This is a genomic window from bacterium, from assembly GCA_004299235.1.
Lineage (GTDB): Bacteria > Chloroflexota > Dormibacteria > Dormibacterales > Dormibacteraceae > SCQL01.
Genome location: SCQL01000031.1, coordinates 342718 through 360423, shown reverse-complemented (window position 1 = coordinate 360423; position 17706 = coordinate 342718). Strand labels below are relative to the sequence as shown.

Below are 17706 nucleotides of genomic sequence, written 5' to 3'. Positions count from 1 at the left end.
CGATCATGTCGCAGACTTCGGCAAGAATGGTCTCGATCTCGTCGCGAGACGGAAGGCTTGTCCAGGTCGATCGCATTCTGCAGTCCGACCCGATCGCATCGCAGGTCGCTGAGCTGCCTTGTGAGGGCCTCGGTATTCAAAGGGGTCAACCCTGTGCGCGTGGCCATGTGAAAGTACGCGTCTGTGGCCAGCGAAAGTCCGCACCTTCGACCGTCTGATTTAGCCATCGGGGGTGTCCCCCGGGCCGGGCAAAGTGGAGACGTCTCAATCCCACCAGCCCAGCCGGAGGACCCACCTATTGAAGACGACGAGGGAGCACTTGAACATCATCGATGCGTTTCACCAACTAGGGAGCTACCGGGCGGCCGCGCGGGCCTGCGGCACCACCGACAAGACGGTCAAGCGTGCAGTCGAGCGACACCAGGCCGGCGGTCCGTGGATCCGGCGGCCGCGTCCGCTGACCAAGAACACGGATGCCGTGATGGCAGTCATCGCCAAGAAGGTAGAAGCCACCGACGGTCGCATCTCGGCGAAGCGATTAGTGCCGGTGGCGAGGGCGGCCGGCTACAGCGGCTCGGCGCGCAACCTGCGCCGCGCGGTGGCGAAGATGAAATCGGACTGGCGACAGAAGCGCCGCCTGTACCGGCCCTGGGTGGCCACGCCGGGCCAGCACCTGGTCATCGACTGGACCAAGATCACGGCCCGGCTGCACATGTTCTGTGCGGTGTTGGCCTGGAGCCGATATCGGTTCGTGCGCTTCGCCAACAACGAGACCAGGGAAACCACGTTGGGGCTGCTGGCCGAGTGCTTCGAGGAGCTCGGGGCGGTGACGGCGGTGGTGCTCAGCGACCGCATGGCCTGCCTGAAGAACGGAATTGTCGCCAACGTCGTGGTGCCGCATCCCGAGTACGTCCGCTTCGCCGCTCACTACGGTTTCCGGCCCGACTTCTGTGAGGGCGGCGACCCCGAATCCAAGGGCGTGGTCGAAAACCTGGTCGGCTATGCCCAGCGCGACCTGGTGGTCCCGGAAGGCAACTTCGGCGGCGACATCGCCAAGGGCAACCGTCAGGCCAAGCTGTGGGGAATCGAGGTCAACGGCCGACTTCACAGCGAGACCCAGGCGGTGCCGGCTGAGCGCCTCGAGCAGGAGCGTCAGCTGATGCGACCGCTGCCGTCACTGCGGCCGGCGCTCTGCCGCGGCGAGCTGCGCAAGGTGAACAAGACCCAGACGATTCGCTTCGGCTCGGCGCGCTACTCGCTGCCGACCGAGTGGGTCGGCAAGGTGGTCGAGGTTTCGGTCGTCGACCACGAGATGGTGTTGGCGTATGACGGTCACCAGATCGACCGCCATCCGCTGATGGCGCCAGGCGAGGTCTCTATCAAGGACGAGCACTACAAGGGCAAGCCCAGAGTGCCGGCGCGGGCGATTCGTGTCCGCACCGGAACCGAGCCGGCGTTCATCGCGTTCGGCCCTGCAGCCGAAGCCTTCCTCCGCTCAGCAGCGGCGACTGGCAGCTCGCGCCTGGCCGCTGAGCTGGCCGACATCGTCAGCCTGGAGCAGAGCTGGGGCCGCGACCAGCTGCTCACCGCCTTGGAACGAGCGACGCGCTTTCGCCGCTTCAAGGCCAAGGACGTGCGCGACATCCTGGCCGCGGGTTGGCTCGCACCCAACCCCGCACCTCCGGGCAAGACCTTGAAGCTGAATCTGCCTGAAGTTCCCGTGCGACCTCTGAGCGCCTATGCCTTGGAGGAGGTTCGATGACCGCGCCGGCGGCCGCTCTGGCGCCCGACTTGGTCGCCGGACTGCGTCGACTCAAGCTTGCCCGCGTCAGGGTCATCGCGCCCGAGGTCTGCCAGACGGCCAAGACTCAACGCTGGGCGCTGGATGAGTTCTTGCGCACGCTCATCGAGGCCGAGATTGTCGCCCGCGACGAGTCCAACCTGCGCGGCCGCATCAAGCAGGCCGGCTTTCCGGTGCTCAAAAGCCTGGACGACTTCAAGGTCCAGGCCTCGTCGGTGCCGCAGGCAACATTCAACTACATCGCCAGTCTGGAATGGATCCGCGCCAAGGAGAACCTCTGCCTGGTCGGTCCCGCCGGCACCGGTAAGTCTCACCTTCTGGTTGGCGTCGGTCACGCCGCCGTGCAGGCCGGACTGCGTGTTCGCTATTTCACCGCATCCGACCTCGTCGAGACGCTCTACCGCGGTCTGGCCGACAACTCGGTCGGTCGGGTAATCGACAACCTGCTCCGCGTCGACCTGGTCATCCTCGACGAGCTCGGCTTCGCACCGCTCGACCCGACTGGAAGTCAGCTCTTCTTCCGCTTCATTGCCGCCGCCTATGAGCGACGCAGCCTGGGCCTCGCTAGTCACTGGCCCTTCGACCAGTGGGGCCACTTCCTGCCTGACGAGACCACGGCCGTTTCCATGATTGACCGCATCCTCCACCACGCGGTCGTGGTCGTCACCGAGGGCGAGTCCTTCCGCATGAAAGAGGCCAAGACCAGGGGGGGTGAGCTGGCTAAAAAGAAGGCCTGAGAAGCCTCACAGGGTGCGGACTTTCAGTTGGCCAAAACCGCGGACTTTGAGATGGCCATTGACACCCTGTGGCAACAACCACCGGCCGGATCATCGCAGTATTCAAAATCGTCGATTCCAGGGGTTGTCTTGAGTCGACGGCGCACAGCCGGGTCACAATTTCCCGCGCAGAGTCGCCAAAGTAGGAGGTTCCGTGCCGTCTTGAGCGTTGATCAATTCGGTCGGTCAACCGGACGCAACGCGGACTTTGGCCGTCTTTACTAAAGTTCATTGCCCGCTGTTGAATGACAGGCAACTATCACTTAACATACCGGACGGCTGCGGCGGTAAGGGCGAGGCATCTTGGCCTCGAACAAAGTGTTGGACAGAAACGTCTTGAAACCAGGGTGGTGACCACATGACCTTAAGGCTCTCGGGCCGACAGCGCGAAGTCCTTGCTCTCATCATTCAGGGCCTATCGGACAAGGAAATCGCGGGACAGCTCGGCCTTTAGACTTCAACCGTCAAGACGTACCTCGGCCGAATTTACCGGCAACATGGCTTCAAGAATCGAGCGGAGGCGGCAGCGGCCTGTGCGATCGCCGACGTGGTGATTTCCCTAGCGACTGGGATCGCTCCAGGATCGGGGGGATAGGCAGGTGTCAATCGATCAATTGACAGCCCAACGATCGACTTGTCGCTTTGGTTTCGCGCTGACAGACTTCGCCGGAAGCGGATTCCGGAATGCGGAGGCATAACTGCGATGAGATTCGAGACCGCCCGGCCGGGCGCTCGGAGCCCGAAATGATCCCAACGAGCGCTAAACACATGCTTCTCGGCCTGACGCTGATTGTCGTGGCTATTTTGAGTTTGGCTCAGACCGGGATTTCCGGTGCGGCAGCCCAAAGCCAGCCGCCAACCGATTGGTCTTTCTACGTCAGAACGACAAATACCACGACGCTCTATAACCTCGGCTGCAACCAGGGCAACGCTGACCGCAACGCAGGCAATGTGAACAGCGAAGTCATCCTGGACTTCGGTGGTCAGGCCTACTACAACAACGGGACTTACCTCACGGGCAGCAATGCATTCGTGTCATACGCCACAATCGAAAGCCTCGCCGAGAACTTTGCCCTCGGCTATTACTACTGCACGGGGAGTGATTTCACGTCAGTGGTCACGATTGGGATCGGCACCAATAACTCCGCCTATCACATCGATTCGGCCGGTGGATCGGCATGGGCGGGGGTCGCAAACACGGTCAAGAATTGGGTCAGCAGCAACAACTACCAAAGCCAGGTAAACGTTGACGGTGCGAATGACATGGAGCCCTCGTGGGACACATATTCGGCGACGAAATCATGGGTGGACGCCTACACGTCAGCCGGTGGGCCCGCATATGAGGATTACGGATCCGCAGACGGTTGTCCTCAGACCACACACACGAACGGCGGTTGCAACAACGGTTGGACCCAGGACGACGTTTGGTACGTTAGTTACGGAGCAGCTCCCGCCCTGGCAGCTCCCGAAATCTACATTCAGGCCCAGGCTAATCAATGGGGCCAGATCAAGCTCTGGAAGTACATGTTCTTTGAGGGTCCGCTGGACGAATACGACCTCAACACTGGGACGTTCACAGCCTCCCAAGCCTGGACCGCGCTAGGAAATGCTCAAAGTTGGTCGACCTATATGTACTTCTCTCTTGAAATACACGTGGCCTCTTGAGGTGATTGATATGAAGGTACGTCTTTTCGTCGGGCTGGTTGCACTTCTAGTGGGCGCAGCGACAATGATTTCGGTTGTATCAGCGGCGTCAAACGGAGATTCGTCGCTGAAGAGCGCGTTCATGCAGCAGCAAGCGAAGGAGCGAGCTGCTGCGGTCGCCGGTCCACGCGCTCCGAAGATCCAGAAGCTCGGCCCGCAGACTAACCAACGAGCATCGCGCCAGCAGGGCATCCTCGATGTAAGGCAAGGCCCGGTTTCGGCGAGCGAGTTTCTCGTGGTTAACTCATGGCAGGGCCCCGTCAGCGGAGAAGGTTCTACGTGGTACGTCGTGTGGGCCGGTTCCACTGGCAGCATCAGTGCTGCTCCAGGGACGCCCGGCATAATCGTCCACCTTCAGACTCCGTCCCCGGATGGCACCACCTTCACCGACACGGTGATAGGAACATTCACCGATGAGAGTGCCGATGGTCCTTTGTCGATTGTGGCGGTGGAAGGCAGTAGCGTCGAGCTCGTCTCGCCTTCTGGTCGCGCATTCCACTTTGATCTCCGGGTAAATAGGTTTTCTTGATCGCTACCGCAATTGGGCTGACCCGGTGGGCTGTGGGGGTCCACCGGGTCTCCCATCAAATGGCCGTGGCCGTTCCACTGTCTGTGGTGTTCCTCGTCGCTTGCACGTCTTCTCCCACCGCGACGACGTCCTCCCCATCTCCCGGTCTTAACGGTGTAGTCCATGTCGTTCGGATGCTCCCGATAGCGGCGTCGACACAGGTCACTGGTCTGGCCGTAGGTGCCGGGGAGGTCTGGGTCGCGAGTCCAGCGGCGGCGCCTTATCTCGGCGGCACGCCCGCGGTCGGCAGCATTCTCCGGTTCGACGTTACGAATGGGACGCATCGGTCGAGCTTTAGCACCGCGGGAGATCCTGTAGGCCTCGCCGTCAGCGGATCATTCCTTTGGGTCGCCGGCGGTTCTGGTGACCACACTGTCAGTCTTGCCGACGCCGATACAGTTGTTCAGTCGGATGCCGCGACCGGACAGGTGTTGTTTACGTATGTAGTCGGCCAACCTCAGGCGCTCGCCGCCGACAAAGACACCGCCTGGGTGGTGGCAGGCGGAATAGGCGCGGTACCGACGACGTTGCTGCGGCTCCAAGGGGGTCGGGTGACTCGGATCACAGACTTGCCTGGCCAGACAGCATCGAACCCGGGTTTCACCGGTAACGTCCTCGCGGTATGCACCAATGGGATCTACGTAGCAACCATCGAGGATTCGTCCAGAACGGTGGTATCGCGTGTCTCGATTGAAACGGGTGCCACGACACAGGTGTCAAGTGTTTTGAGCGCGGGAGGGACGAGCATCGCCTGCGACGAGCGTGGCGTCTTTTTCATGATCAACGATCCTGGTCGCGGCGGGGTGTACCGAGCGGCCCCGACGGTTGATGTAAATCCCTTCGGATCAAAATCGGCGAGTGACCTGGCGATGGTGTCGGCACAGTTATGGGTCGTCGACCAGGTCTATGGCGACGGTGCGGGCCGTGTGAGCCTATTTGATACTGCAACCGAGGTGGAGCGGGCCCAGACGAGCCTACCGGCCGGAGACGCGCGATTGATAGCGGCGGACGCCAATGGGGCTTGGGTCATAGCCGGCGATCGGCTGATGGAACTGCGCGCTTCAGGGTGATGGTTTGTGGTTCGGGAGCCTCCCAGCCCAACACGTGAAAGCCGCAAGGAGTTGATTCCCAACAAGCGGAAAGAGGTCGCAAGCATTTAGTTGCTCCGCCGATGTGACCTTCGCCGGGTCAAGCCGGGTCACAAGATCCCGGCACTGGGAGGCTCCAGAAGGTCATGTCAGGACACCAAGGACCGGCAAATTTGGGTTCAGCGGGCCTTGGAGGAGTCGGACGGATAAGCCGAGGACACTACGATGCCCGCTGCCAGCGTGGCGAACCCGACGCCAATGGCAGCAGCCGCCATCTGCGCTGGCAGCTGTCCGTCCGGGGGAGACCAATGCCAGGGCAGTCAACGAGGCGTAGACGAGGTTGGGGGCGTTCGCGCGCGATGGGCGATTCTCCAAGACCTCCTAGGGTCGGGGTTCATGGTCGGCAGTCAGCCGGCTTGGCGCTTGCGTGCGGATACTGCTCTGCTACTTCGAGCCGCTCGTTCCTGCGAGGCCAGGGTGGGCGGTAGATCGATATCCGTCGCGGCGGACCTTCGCGTGAGTTGCGGCCAGGCTGATCTCGCCCCAGTTAAGAATTGCTAAAAGGTTCTTATTGTGGAAGGCTGGGTGCACCATCAGACCCGCTGCCACGAGCCGCTGATTCGTCGATGACGGCGGACTTCACGCTGACGTCGGCAGCGGCTTCTCACCCAGGTACAGGGTTTGCTTGCCCAGCACCCACCACGCCGGCGGGAACGCGAGGTACGCTCGCACCAGCATCGGGTGCTGAGGTATCCGGCTCTTGGTCGTGTACGGAAGAAAGCGGGCGATCACCTGCTTGGTCTTGAACCCGGCCATGGTCGCGGCCTCGGCCAGGCTTTTTTCCGTGAGCGCGGTCTGATGGTCGATGAAATCCCAGTAGGCGCCGCCGATCAGCCGGATGTTCGGCTGCAGGATGAGCACACGACCGCCGGGCTTCAGCAGCGAAAAGGTGACGCGAAGCTGCTGCAGCACCGCTTCTGTCGACGGCAGGTGCTCGAGGTAGTTGCTGAAAAAGGCGAGGTCGAAATGATCGTTGGGCATGACTTCGGCGAGATCCAGCCCGCTGGCGCGCACGAAGTGCACAGCTTTTGGTAGCGCTCCCTCGACGTCGCGGATGTCCGTGGCCCACCGATCCGCGGCTTTGATGTTGCGGATGAAATAGCCAAGATCGCAGGCGATGTCCACCACGCGCGCGCCCGGGTCGATGTAACGCTGCAGGAACGCCCCGAGCTCGCGCCAGATGGCCTCCTTGGCGGCCCGGTCGGCCGCGTCGAACCGTTGCTCGTAGACCTCCTTGAGGATGATCGGCGGCAGCTTGCCGGCCATGCCGGCCGGCCGTTGCTGAGCCGCATCTTTCGGCTGTTTGAAGCGAGCGCCCACCGTGAACGTCAACGATAGCGGGCGGGAGATCGGCGGCCCCCCGGCGGGTCGGGATCAGCGGTAGGCGAGCTTGGCGCCGAACCTCGTGAACCCCAGCCGCTCGTAGACCCTCGCGGCCCCTTCGTTGGCGGCGTCGAGGAAGACGAAGTCCCCTCCCGCGGCGAAATGCCGTGACACCAGCTCGGAGGTGACGGTCGCGGCCACTCCTCGCCGCCTCACGTCCGCTCGGGTGGCGACGCCGACGACCTCCGCGGCGCCCTTGAGCGCATGCGACACCCCCGTGCCGGCGGGCTCCCAGTCGAGCCATGCGAGCAGAAAGACGCTGCTCGAGACGGCCAGCTCCTGTTGCAGCCGTTCCACGGGCGGCGCTGGTCGATCGCTGTCGCCCCCACTGGTCCATCTCATCGTCTGGAAGGCCTGCAGCTCGGCGGGCTTCGAGGTCGGCGTGAGCCGGGTGAGGACGACGTCCGGCGCCGCGAAGGGCTTGAAACGAGCTGGCCGGCATGACATCAGCGGGTTCCGCTCCTCCACCTTGAGGCCCGCCGCCTCCAGCCAGGGCCCGACCTGCGGAAAGGCCGCCTCGTTGTACTCGATCTCCAGAGCCGCCCCGCGCTTCTTGAACGTGGCCCGTAGCTTCGAGACGCCCTTGGCAGTCTCCGCCTGCGTGATCTCGCCATCCACGAGCGTCACCCAGCCGCTGGGCTCTCCGGCGGTGGACAGGAGGGCTCGAAACGGGCCGATGGAAAGCAGCTCGGTGTCGGCACGATGGGCCTCGAGCGCGTCCGCCTGCCAGGCCACGAGACGCTCGGAATCCTGTTCAGGACCGAGCGTCATCGGTGCCTGCGGGCCCGGTTGCCGAGGTGCCGACCGTATCCGCCCAACATTCCGCTAGTGTGGGCCAACAAGGGCGGCGAAACCGTACCCTGGAGTCCGAGTGAGGCGCGCAGGTTCGCCGTCTGCGGCTGCCGAGAACGATTTCGCGGTCGGTCTGTTCGAGGGCCTGCCCCGGCGCTACGACCTGCTGGCCGAGGTCTTGTCGTTCGGCCAGAACGCGCGCTGGCGCCGAGAGCTGGTGAAACGCATCGCGTCGAGTCGGCCGGGAAAGATCCTCGACGTCGCCACCGGCACCGCCGCCGTGGCTCTCGCGCTGGCCGGGGAAACCGAGGCGGAGGTCATCGGAGTCGATCTCAGTGAGGCGATGCTCGAGAGAGGCCGCGAGCGCGTGCGCGCGGCGGGCAGGGCCGGGCGCATCCGGCTCCAGGCCGGCCGGGCGGAGGAGCTTGGTTTCGCGGCTGAGGCGTTTGACGCCGTCAGCTTCACGTACCTGTTGCGCTATGTCGCCGACCCTCAGGCGACCGTCGCCGAGCTCGCGCGCGTCCTCCGACCTGGTGGCGTCATGGCCAGCCTCGATTTCTTCGTCCCGCCTCACATGGTGTGGCGGGCGGCCTGGTGGCTCTACACGCGATCGCTGCTGCCCGTCGCCGGCTGGCTGTTCGGCGGCCCGGCCTGGTGGCGCGTCGGTCGATTTCTCGGCCCCAACATCCAGGCGCACTACCGCCGCGTGCCCCTGACGCGACTCGTCGAAGCCTGGCGGTCGGCGGGGATGGAGGACGTAGGGTGCCGCGTCATGAGTCTCGGCGGCGGCGTCGTGATGTGGGGCACCAAGCGGTAGAGAGTGCCTTCTGCCAGCACCCAGCCGTCGGAGCCCCTGGCTCCCGCCTTCTACGCCGCTCGCACGCGCGGCCGGCGCCGGGACGCCTGGGCGGTGCTCCACCCGCCCTACACGCTCTGGCACCTGTCCTACGTCGTCATCGGCGCGAGCCTCGCGCCGTCGGTGAGCGCCGTGCGCCTGGCCGCCACACTGCTGGCCTTCTTCCTGGCGGTCGGCATCTCCGCCCATGCGCTGGATGAGCTGAAGGGCCGTCCGCTGCGGACCGAGATCCCGAGCGCCGTCCTGTGGACGGCCGCCGCCATCGGGCTCGCCGGCGCCGTCGGCCTCGGCATCGCGGGCGTGCCGGTTGCCGGCCTGGGGCTGGTGCCGTTCATTGCCGCCGGCGTCGTGTTCGTCTTCGCCTACAGCCTCGAGCTGCTGGGCGGGCGGCTGCATGGAGACTTCTGGTTCGCCGTCTCATGGGGCGCGTTCCCGGTGCTGACCGCCTACTTCGCGCAGACCGGGCGAGTGTCAATCGGCGCCGTGGCGGCTGCCGGCGGCGCCTACGCGCTCTCGTACGGCCAGCGGATGCTCAGCACGCCCGCCCGGCTGGTGCGCCGGCGCAGCCGGTCGGTGAGGGGCACCATGACCATGAGCGACGGCTCGGAAGTGGCCGTCGACGAGTCAACCTTGCTTCGACCGCTGGAGCAGGCCCTGCGAGCTTTCTCCTGGGGAGTGGTCGCGCTGGCGGTCGGGTTGGCGGCGTCGCGCTTGATCTGACCAGTACGATGCAACGTGTCATGAAGCTGCAGCAGCCGGCCAAGCCGTTGATGCGAGGATGGTCCCACGCCGCCGCGGCACTGGTCGCGGTGGCCGGCCTGGTGGCTTTGATCGTCATCACCCGCCATGACGCCGCCAAGCTCGTCTCCATGGCGGTGTACGGGGCGGGCCTGGTGCTCCTGTTCGCGGTCAGCGCGACGTACCACGTCTTCAACTGGCCGCCCAGGGTGAAGGACTGGCTGCGCCGGGCGGACCACGCCACGATCTTCGTTTGCATCGCCGCGACCTACACGCCCCTGGTCTTCAACGTCATGAGGGGCTGGTGGCGCGCCGCGGCGCTGGCCGCGATCTGGACCTGCGCCGCCGCCGGCGTGGTGGGCGCGGCGCCATTCCTGCGCATCCCGCGGCTGCTCCTGGCTTCGCTTTACCTCGCGATGGGCTGGCTGGCCGTCATCGTGCTGGTCCCGCTGACCGCCGCGCTGGGTTGGGTGGCGGCGCTGCTCATGGCCCTCGGTGGCCTGCAGTACTCGCTGGGTGCCGCGGCCTATGCGTTCAAGAAGCCGCGCCTATGGCCGCGAGTGTTCGGCTACCACGAGCTGTTCCACCTGGCGGTGATCACCGCCAGCGTGACCTTCTACGTGATCGTGGTGCACTACGCCGTCCCCTTTCACCGGGCCTAGCGCTTTTCCGGCGCCTCTAAACGGGCGGGACTCCGTGCTTGCGCTCCGGCCGGGCTGACACCCGGGTCGAGTACGCCTTGAAGCGGGCGATCAGCGCGCCGCGCAGCTGCTCCGGCTCGACGACGTCGTCGACGATGAGGTTGGCGGCCAGCTTGTAGAGGTCGACGTCCTGGCGGTACTCGTCCTCGAGCTGCTTGCGGTGCGCGGCCCGCTCCGCCTCCGGAAGCTCGGCCAGCTTGTTGTAGAAGACGGCGTTGACGGCGGGCTCGGGGCCCATGACCGCGATCTGCGCCGACGGCAGCGCGATGACGCAGTCGGAATCAAACGCGGGGCCGGCCATCGCGTAAAGACCCGCGCCGTACGCCTTGCGCACGATCACCGAGATCTTGGGCACGGTCGCCTCGGAGACCGCGCTGATCATCTTCGCGCCGTGGCGGATGATGCCCCGGCGCTCGACGTCGGTGCCGATCATGAAACCGGGGACGTCGGCCATGAAGAGGAGCGGGATCTCGAACGCGTCGCAGAGCAGGATGAAGCGCGCGGCCTTGTCGGCCGAGTCGTTGAAGAGCACTCCGCCCTTCTGCATCGGCTGGTTGGCCAGGATGCCGACGGCGTGGCCGTCGAGGCGCGCGAAGCCGGTGAGCAGCTCTTTGGCGAAGAGCTTCTTCATCTCCAGCCAGCTGCCCTCGTCGACGATGGCGTTGATCACCTTGCGCATGTCGTAGCCGCGATTGGCCTCGGCGGGGATCAGCTCCTCGATCGGTTTCGACCCCGCCAGCGCCGCTCTTGCCGTGCAGGCCGCCGGCTTCTCACCCGAGTGCTGCGGCATGAACCTGAGATAGGCACGGGCGAAGTCGATCGCCTCCTTGTCGTCGGCGACGAGCACGTCGCCGCATCCACTGTCGGTGCAGTGCATGCGCGCTCCGCCCAGCTCCTCCAGGGTCACCTTCTCACCCACCACGACCTCGACCATGCGGGGCGAGCCGAGATACATCGAAGCGTTGCCCTCGACCATGACGACCACGTCACAGAACGCTGGGATGTAGGCGCCGCCGGCGGCCGAAGGGCCGAAGAGCAGGCAGATCTGCGGCACGAGGCCCGACAGTTGGACCTCGTTGAAGAAGATGCGCCCGGCGTGACGGCGCCCCGGAAACATGTCGATCTGGTCGGTGATCCGGGCGCCGGCCGAGTCGACGAGATAGAACAGCGGCACGCGGAGCCGGGCGGCGGTCTCCTGGATGCGCACGATCTTTTCGACCGTGCGCGCGCCCCAGCTCCCGGCCTTCACGGTCGGATCGTTGGCCATGACCGTGACCTGACGGCCGTCGATGGTACCGAGGCCGGTCACCACGCCGTCCGCGGGCAGCTCCTCCGCCAGGACGTTGGCGTAGAGCCCGTCCTCGACGAACGAGTCCCTGTCCAGCAGCAGGTCGAGCCGCTCGCGGGCGGTCAGCTTGTGCTGCGCGCGCAGCTTGGGCAGGTAGCGCGTCCCGCCCTTGAGCGCCCGCTCGCGCAGCTCGCGATGCCGCGTATCGCCCATCCGGGTCACCGCCCCTTGAAGTCCGGCTCGCGCTTCTCGAAGAAGGCCTTGATCCCTTCTTTCGAGTCTTCGGTCAGCGTCACCAGCGTCAGCTGGCCCTGCAGGTAATCGAGGGCGGCGTGGAACTCCATGTCCTGCTGACGGTAGAACGAATCGCGGCCGAGCCGCATCACCGCCGGCGACTTCCGGGCCAGCTTCTCGGTGATCTCTCGAACCGCGCTGTCCAGCTGGTCGTGCGTCACGACCCGGTTGACCAGGCCCAGCGACTGCATCTGCGTCGCCGTCCAGCGGTCGCCCAGCATCATCATCTCCAGGAGCGTCTTGCGCGGGAGGTTTCGGGCTAGGACCGCCTGGATCATCATCGGCCAGACGCCCACGTTGACCTCCGGCGTGCCGAAGGTGGCGGTGTCGACCGCGACCAGCAGATCGCACGAGCCGGCGAGGCCCAGCCCGCCGGCGAGCGCATGGCCGTTGATCCGGCCGACGATCGGCTTGCCGAGGCTGGCCATCAGAGCGAACAGCTCGACGAACAGGTCGCGGCCGCGATGGCGCTCCAGCTCCGAGGCATCGGCCTCGAAACTGGTGAGGTCGGCGCCGGCACAGAAGGCACGGTCGCCCGCACCCGTGACGACCACGACCCGCACCTCCGGCTCCCCCTGGCACCATCGAAATGCCGTCACGAGCTCGCGGAGCATGGCCGCCGACAGCGGGTTGCGCTGCTCGGGGCGGTTGAGGGTGAGCGTGACGACGTGACTGTCCACCGCGAGCGCTACCTGGTCCAGGGCGGGGCTCTCAGTCACGTCGATATCGTAGGTCGCTAGCCCAGCAGCCCGGCCGCGACGGCGGCGCCGACGGCGATGAGCACCGCCCCGCTCAACTCTTCGCTCCACGCTTCCACGCGGGCGCCGAGCCGGTTGCCGAGCTCAAGCCCGACCAGCGACATGCCGACGCTGACCACGCCCATCGTCGCCGCGGCCAGGACGATCTGGATGTGATAGATGGCGAGGGCAAAGCCGACGGCGAGATTGTCGATGCTCAGCGCGAGCGCGGTGACGATCAGGCGATGGGTGCCCAGATCCCGGGATGGTGGCTCCGCGGCGACCGTGTGGCGGCCCTGCCAGATCGTGTACAGGCCGGTGAGGATCAGGATGGCGCCCCCGGCGTACTTCGCGTAGTGGCCGAAGAAGCCGGCCACCGCTTGACCCAGGAGCAGGCCGAGGATCGGCATTGTCGCCTCGAACAGACCGAAGGCGACGCCGACCCGGATGCGGGTCCGCGCGTCGATCCCGCTCAACCCGATGCCGATCGCCCCCGCAAAGTTGCTGAGGCCGACCGAAGCGCTGACGAGCAGGAGGCTGGCGAGTCCGGGCACGCCGGTAACTATATGGAGGCGCGGGAAGCGCCTCGCGTGTAGTCAGGTGGCTCATACGCCTTAACAAAAATACTTTGCAGGGAGTGTTAACTGGCTTCAGAATTGAAACAACCTGCAACCGCCCCTGTAACCCAAAGTTAGGATGACAATCGTTCAAACGATATAATCCGGCCCGTCGAGAAGCATATGAAGGTCAAGCAGCGCGATCCTGTCGCGGCTTCAACCGTGGCTTCTCACGAAGCGGGCATCGATCTGGACAAGCCCATCTTCACCCTCAGCGTGGCGTCCGAGATCCTGGAGACGCACCCGCGCACTCTGATGATGTACGAGCACTTGGACATGATCCATCCCAAGCGGACGGTGACCAATCGCCGGCGCTACTCGCGTCGAGACGTGATGAAGCTGCAGGCGATCCAAACGCTCACGAGGAAGCACGGCGTCAACCTCGCGGGCGTCCGCTTCATCCTGGCGCTGCTGAAGCGGTTGCAAAACGCCGGAGTCGACCCACCCGAAGGGCTCAAGAACCTCGACGTGTCCCTGCTCGACGTCTAAGTAACAGCCCGGAAACGGGTTGATGGAAGGCAACGAATAAGCAGATGTCAAAGAAAAGAAGGCGCTTGGAGATCAAGGTCGACCCGCTGCCCAGCCCATTCCAGGACGAAACCGCGTCCTGCCCCGTGTGCGGCCGCGACGCCGCGGCGATCGGGAGGCGGCACCTGCAGATCGTGTTCCGGTGCGAAGGCTGCAAGGTCGTCTTCAAGCGCAACCGCAGCTGGCCTTACATCTACTAGCGCCGCACAGCTAGAACCCGCGCGTCGCGGCCTTCTCTCTACTGTGAAGGCATGAGGCGCTCGGCCCGCAGAGCCGCCGTCTACGGGGTCCTGGCGGGACTCGCGACCGCGGCCGTCGCCGAGGCCGTCAGGCCGCGTGGCGGCAGCACCGTGCTGGTCGACTGGGATCGGGTGCGCAGTGCCGCCCGAGCGCGGCTTGCGGTGTCGGCGGTCGACGCCGCGACGCTGGCCGCGGCGGCCAAGGGCTACCGCGCCATGGCGGCCGAGCTGGAAGGCCCTCTGCTGGACTTCGTCGGCGGCCTGCCCAAGGGCGCCGGGCTCCCGCGGTTCGAAGCCCTGGATCGGGCGGGCTGGCTCGATCTCAACCTGGGCATCCTTCGCCGCGTGGTCGACCCCGTCCTCGAGGCCGGGCGCGTGCCGAGCTCGCTGATCGTCGAGGCCGGACGCGCCGGCGTCGACCATTACGTGGCGTTCATGCTCGCCTTTCTCGGCCGGCGGGTCCTCGGCCAGTACGACCCGCAGCTGCTGGGGGCGGAGCCCCTCGGCGGCGAGGGCCTCTACCTGGTCGAGACGAACGTCGAGGAGTGGGGGCGCGGGGCGGAGCTGCCCGGACCGGACCTTGAGCGGTGGCTGATCCTCCATGAGATGACGCATGCGTGGCAGTTCGCGGCGCATCTCTGGCTGCGGCCGCACATGGAGCAGGCGATGAGGGTGCTGCTCGATTCCGTGACCGGCAAGGAGGCGCCGGTGGCCCGGATCGCGGCCTTTGCCGGCGTCCTGCCTGCCCAATGGCGGGTGATGAGACAGGTGCAGGGCACGATGTCGGTCGTCGAGGGATACAGCAACCTGGTGATGAACGAGCTCGGTCGCAGGCTGCTGCCGGGCTTCGAGCGGCTCGAGCGGGCCTACCGCGCGCGGAGCACCGGCAGGAGCGCTTTGGCAATCCTGACCTGGAAGCTGACCGGCCTGGACCTGAAGCTGCAGCAGTACCGGCGGGGAGAAGCGTTCTGCAAGGCGGTGTACGACCGGCATGGGCTGAGGGTCCTCAATCGCGTGTGGACCGCCCCGGAGCAGATGCCCCACCTGGACGAGCTGGCGGCGCCGGACCGCTGGCTGCGGCGCGTCGTCTTTCCCCGCTAGTCCTTCAGCTCCTCCTGCGCCGTCTCCTCGCTGATCGGCATCACGGCCACGGGCAGGTCGCCGATGTCGAAGTAGCGCACCGGTTTGTTCATTCGCTTCGCGATCCCGACCTGCACCTTGACTCCGAGCGAGATCCGGCCGAAGACCCACACCTCATCGCAGCGAGCCAGCAGGTTGTTCATGGCCTCACGCACCACGTCCTTGGACACGGTGTGCATGAGGTAGTAGTCGAAGAGCATGAAGGGGCTCACAGGCACCATCCCGGAATCCAGCACGAACTTCTGGATGTGGGCCCGCCAGTAGAAGACCTTGTTCGACATGGCGACGTAGACGAGGCGCTTGGGATGGCGCAGCGTCTCCTCGGCCTGGTCTCGCGCGCTTGGCTTGGTCGCCGGTTGAAAGATCCGCTCGAGGATGTCCTCGGCCGCCTTCCCCGAGATCGTCGCCACTGCTCGGCCTATCCTATCAGCCGTGTCCGCAGGGTCCCGATTCGACGCCGGGCGCGCGGCCGGGCGCGCGCCGGACGCGGCCAAGGGTCAGACCTCACGCTTCGACCTCGAGGGTCGTGTCGCGCTGGTGACCGGGGCGAGCCGCGGAATCGGCAGCGCGATCGCGCGTGCGCTGGCGGAGCAGGGCGCGCAGGTGGTCATCTCGAGCCGCAAGCAGGCCGACCTCGACGAACAGGCCGAGCGGATCAACTCGCTTTACCCGCAAAGGGCGACCGCCATCGCGGCTCACAACGGCAGGCCGGACGAGCTCGAGCGGCTGGTCAAAGCCGTGATGGAGCGGTTCTCCCGCATCGACATCCTGGTCAACAACGCCGCCACCAACCCGTACTTCGGTCCGGTGCTCAACGCCGAGCTGGCGGCCTGGGACAAGACGTTCGAGGTCAACCTGCGCGGTGTCTTCATTCTCACCAAGCTCGTCTATGAGGCGTCGATGGAAGCGCACGGCGGCAACGTGGTCAATGTCGCGAGCGTCGGCGGCTTGCGGCCGGGCCTGGGCCTGGGCGTCTACAACATCACCAAGGCGGGCGTGATCATGCTCACCCGCCAGCTCGCGCGCGAGCTGGGCGGCAAGGTCCGCGTCAACGCGGTTGCGCCCGGCCTGGTCAGGACGCGCTTCGCCGAGGCGCTGTGGGCCAACGAGGCGATCCTGGAGCGTGTCCTGAGCGCGAATCCGATGGGCCGCATCGGCACGCCGGAGGAGATCGCCGGGGCGGTGGTTTTCCTGGTCTCCGATGCCGCCAGCTACATCAACGGAGAGGTCATCGTCATCGACGGCGGGGGCGGGGAGCCTTAGACCCCGGTTCCGGCGCCGTCACCGCGGCGCCGTTGCCTTCGCCGTCGCCGCTTTCGGCCGCCATCTGGCGGCTGTGGATGAAGTCCTCGAGCTCCTTCTCGTACTGGTAGGCGTGACGGTCCGGCTCGAAGCGCAGGACGCGGCGCTGCTGGACGAAGTCCTCGAAGGCGGCACATGTGTCACGGGCGGCGCGGAAGCCCAGCTCGCGAGCCGCCTTGGCGGTCGAGAGCGAACGCCCCCACCGGAGCAGGTCCAGCAGCTGCGGTGAGAGAAACCCGAGGCCGGCGCGGCGGAAGGCGAAGGCGGCCAGCTCCAGCCCGAAGGGCGGCAGCAGCGGTGCATGCAGCTTGCCGGCGGAGTCGAGCAGCTTGGACAAGGTCTCGGCTCCCGGCGGGGCGATGTTGTAGGCGCCCGCCGGGCCGCGCTTGGCGGCGAGTGCCATGGCTTCGATGCAGTCGTCGCGGTGGATGAGCTGCAGCGCCGGGTCGTAGCCGGCGACCGTCGGCACCACCTCGAGGTCGAGATACCGCGCCAGGGGTTGGGGTTCCTGCGGATTGAGGCTGTTGCTGAACCGCAGCACCAGGATGGCGATGCTCGGGTTGCGAACCGCGAAGTCGCTCACATACGACTCGACCTCGACGATGTCACGAACGAACTGGTGGCGCGAGCCGCTGTCGAGGCGGTGGTCTTCGCGCAGCGCCGCCGGCAGATCGAAACGCGAGCCGTAGACGTGGCCCGACGACTTGAGCACGAAGCGCCGGACCGGGCTCCCTTCGCCGGCGCAGCCCGCGAGCAGGTTGAGCGTGCCGATGACGTTCGTCTCGTGCGCGCGGCGCGGATCCATGTCGAAGGAATCGATGCGTGTCAGCGTGTGCACGACGGTGTCGATCCCGACCGAGCGCACCAGCTTGCCGATGAGAGAGTGCCGGATGTCGAGCTTCAGGTAGTCGGCGCGGCCCAGGTCATAACGGGGCTCGCGGGTGTCGATGCCGATGACCTCGGCGACGTCGGGATCCTCGACGAGTCGCTGCACGACCAGCGCGCCCCACCAGCGGGCGACGCCGGTGACGAGGACGCGGCGCTTCTTGGACCTCACGTCGGCGCCCAGTCTAGCCCGGGCACTTCGCGCCATC

At 65.8% G+C, this 17706-nt stretch carries 20 protein-coding genes; 12 read left to right on the top strand and 8 right to left on the bottom strand.

All coding sequences use genetic code 11. From position 1 onward, the window contains the following. The first annotated feature begins 298 nt into the window (after positions 1 to 298). The 6 genes from EPN29_12150 to EPN29_12125 all read left to right on the top strand — a co-directional run bounded on the left by EPN29_12150 (position 299) and on the right by EPN29_12125 (position 5919). Entirely contained in the window at positions 299 to 1762 is a 1464-nt protein-coding gene (locus EPN29_12150) for an IS21 family transposase (protein TAN31947.1), read from the top strand. Continuing rightward, the gene (locus EPN29_12145) at positions 1759 to 2538 is read left to right on the top strand and encodes an ATP-binding protein (GenBank protein ID TAN31946.1); all 780 of its coding nucleotides are present in this window, start codon (positions 1759 to 1761) and stop codon (positions 2536 to 2538) included. Before EPN29_12150 ends, EPN29_12145 begins: the two co-directional genes overlap by 4 nt. Before the next feature lie 397 nt (positions 2539 to 2935). Next, positions 2936 to 3031 (top strand): hypothetical protein, encoded by a 96-nt coding sequence (locus EPN29_12140; GenBank protein TAN31945.1) that lies wholly within the window; start codon positions 2936 to 2938, stop codon positions 3029 to 3031. A gap of 314 nt (positions 3032 to 3345) precedes the next feature. Next, on the top strand, positions 3346 to 4242 hold the full coding sequence (locus tag EPN29_12135; protein TAN31944.1) for a hypothetical protein: 897 nt from the start codon (positions 3346 to 3348) through the stop codon (positions 4240 to 4242). Beyond that, positions 4220 to 4810, top strand: a complete 591-nt coding sequence (locus EPN29_12130) for a hypothetical protein (GenBank protein TAN31943.1) — start codon at positions 4220 to 4222, stop codon at positions 4808 to 4810. The genes EPN29_12135 and EPN29_12130 overlap by 23 nt, the downstream gene beginning before the upstream one ends. Positions 4811 to 4875: 65 nt before the next feature. Then, positions 4876 to 5919, top strand: coding sequence for a hypothetical protein (locus tag EPN29_12125; GenBank protein TAN31942.1), 1044 nt, complete (start codon positions 4876 to 4878; stop codon positions 5917 to 5919). 657 nt (positions 5920 to 6576) lie between these two features. Here EPN29_12125 and EPN29_12120 read toward each other — a convergent pair. Both EPN29_12120 and EPN29_12115 read right to left on the bottom strand, forming a co-directional pair. Next, on the bottom strand, positions 6577 to 7317 hold the full coding sequence (locus EPN29_12120; GenBank protein ID TAN31941.1) for a class I SAM-dependent methyltransferase: 741 nt from the start codon (positions 7315 to 7317) through the stop codon (positions 6577 to 6579). A 54-nt stretch (positions 7318 to 7371) separates the two neighbouring features. Beyond that, positions 7372 to 8151: a GNAT family N-acetyltransferase gene (locus EPN29_12115; protein TAN31940.1), complete on the bottom strand. Its 780-nt coding sequence runs from the start codon at positions 8149 to 8151 to the stop codon at positions 7372 to 7374. A 100-nt stretch (positions 8152 to 8251) separates the two neighbouring features. Between EPN29_12115 and EPN29_12110 the strand changes: the two genes are divergently transcribed. Then, positions 8252 to 8989 (top strand): methyltransferase domain-containing protein, encoded by a 738-nt coding sequence (locus EPN29_12110; GenBank protein TAN31939.1) that lies wholly within the window; start codon positions 8252 to 8254, stop codon positions 8987 to 8989. A gap of 128 nt (positions 8990 to 9117) precedes the next feature. Here the strand turns inward: EPN29_12110 and EPN29_12105 are convergent, their stop codons facing one another. Then, positions 9118 to 9363 (bottom strand): hypothetical protein, encoded by a 246-nt coding sequence (locus EPN29_12105; GenBank protein TAN31938.1) that lies wholly within the window; start codon positions 9361 to 9363, stop codon positions 9118 to 9120. A gap of 84 nt (positions 9364 to 9447) precedes the next feature. Here EPN29_12105 and EPN29_12100 point away from each other — a divergent pair, with 84 nt between their 5' ends. After that, positions 9448 to 10428: a hemolysin III family protein gene (locus tag EPN29_12100; GenBank protein ID TAN31937.1), complete on the top strand. Its 981-nt coding sequence runs from the start codon at positions 9448 to 9450 to the stop codon at positions 10426 to 10428. A 16-nt stretch (positions 10429 to 10444) separates the two neighbouring features. Here EPN29_12100 and EPN29_12095 read toward each other — a convergent pair whose 3' ends face one another. From EPN29_12095 to EPN29_12085, 3 genes are read right to left on the bottom strand one after another with little or no spacing between them, the layout of a single operon-like run. Beyond that, the gene (locus EPN29_12095) at positions 10445 to 11968 is read right to left on the bottom strand and encodes an acyl-CoA carboxylase subunit beta (protein ID TAN31936.1); all 1524 of its coding nucleotides are present in this window, start codon (positions 11966 to 11968) and stop codon (positions 10445 to 10447) included. Between the two features lie 5 nt (positions 11969 to 11973). After that, positions 11974 to 12750, bottom strand: coding sequence for a hypothetical protein (locus EPN29_12090; GenBank protein TAN32011.1), 777 nt, complete (start codon positions 12748 to 12750; stop codon positions 11974 to 11976). Positions 12751 to 12785: 35 nt separating this feature from the next. Further along, entirely contained in the window at positions 12786 to 13352 is a 567-nt protein-coding gene (locus EPN29_12085) for a hypothetical protein (protein TAN31935.1), read from the bottom strand. Between the two features lie 174 nt (positions 13353 to 13526). Here EPN29_12085 and EPN29_12080 point away from each other — a divergent pair, with 174 nt between their 5' ends. Genes EPN29_12080 through EPN29_12070 form a run of 3 tightly spaced genes read left to right on the top strand, consistent with a single transcriptional unit; the run spans position 13527 to position 15271 of the window. Continuing rightward, positions 13527 to 13892: a MerR family transcriptional regulator gene (locus tag EPN29_12080; GenBank protein TAN31934.1), complete on the top strand. Its 366-nt coding sequence runs from the start codon at positions 13527 to 13529 to the stop codon at positions 13890 to 13892. Positions 13893 to 13936: 44 nt separating this feature from the next. Further along, on the top strand, positions 13937 to 14131 hold the full coding sequence (locus EPN29_12075) for a hypothetical protein (protein TAN31933.1): 195 nt from the start codon (positions 13937 to 13939) through the stop codon (positions 14129 to 14131). Positions 14132 to 14182: 51 nt separating this feature from the next. Beyond that, on the top strand, positions 14183 to 15271 hold the full coding sequence (locus EPN29_12070) for a hypothetical protein (protein ID TAN31932.1): 1089 nt from the start codon (positions 14183 to 14185) through the stop codon (positions 15269 to 15271). On the opposite strand, the gene EPN29_12065 is transcribed toward EPN29_12070, so the two are convergent. Beyond that, positions 15268 to 15720, bottom strand: a complete 453-nt coding sequence (locus EPN29_12065) for a hypothetical protein (GenBank protein ID TAN31931.1) — start codon at positions 15718 to 15720, stop codon at positions 15268 to 15270. The two genes, EPN29_12070 and EPN29_12065, sit on opposite strands and share 4 nt — an antisense overlap. Between EPN29_12065 and EPN29_12060 the strand changes: the two genes are divergently transcribed. Beyond that, complete coding sequence (locus EPN29_12060) at positions 15686 to 16573, top strand: glucose 1-dehydrogenase (protein ID TAN31930.1); 888 nt, start codon at positions 15686 to 15688, stop codon at positions 16571 to 16573. The two genes, EPN29_12065 and EPN29_12060, sit on opposite strands and share 35 nt — an antisense overlap. Here the strand turns inward: EPN29_12060 and EPN29_12055 are convergent. Continuing rightward, positions 16545 to 17705 carry an NAD-dependent epimerase/dehydratase family protein gene (locus EPN29_12055; GenBank protein TAN31929.1) on the bottom strand — a complete coding sequence of 387 codons (1161 nt, stop codon included), beginning with the start codon at positions 17703 to 17705 and terminating at the stop codon, positions 16545 to 16547. The two genes, EPN29_12060 and EPN29_12055, sit on opposite strands and share 29 nt — an antisense overlap. Between the last annotated feature and the right edge of the window lies 1 nt (position 17706).